This window comes from Flagellimonas sp. 389 (assembly GCF_018449435.1).
GTDB lineage: Bacteria > Bacteroidota > Bacteroidia > Flavobacteriales > Flavobacteriaceae > Flagellimonas.
This window is the reverse complement of the sequence record NZ_JAHCMU010000042.1, coordinates 1-366: the sequence shown is the minus strand read 5'-3', so window position 1 is coordinate 366 and position 366 is coordinate 1. Positions and strand designations below refer to the sequence as shown.

The 366-nt window shown below is 52.5% G+C and carries 1 protein-coding gene; it reads left to right on the top strand.

Annotated elements, in window-relative coordinates; genetic code table 11:
- Positions 1-366: hypothetical protein (locus KIM67_RS18525; protein WP_213833037.1), on the top strand; the 366-nt coding region annotated here is incomplete at both ends.

Below are 366 nucleotides of genomic sequence, written 5' to 3'. Positions count from 1 at the left end.
CGATACCGATGCTACCGATGACTTTGACGGTGAATGGACATCTTTGAACAATATTCCAGCGGATATCGCGGACGGTGACCAGGATACGCAGCTGACCGATGCACAGGTGGCTACTGCCGTGAACGCGGAGTTCCCAAACCTCGATACCGATGCTACCGATGACTTTGACGGTGAATGGACATCTTTGAACAATATTCCAGCGGATATCGCGGACGGTGACCAGGATACGCAGCTGACCGATGCACAGGTTGCAACTGCAGTGAACGCGGAGTTCCCAAACCTCGATACCGATGCTACCGATGACTTTGACGGTGAATGGACATCTTTGAACAATATTCCAGCGGATATCGCGGACGGTGACCAGGA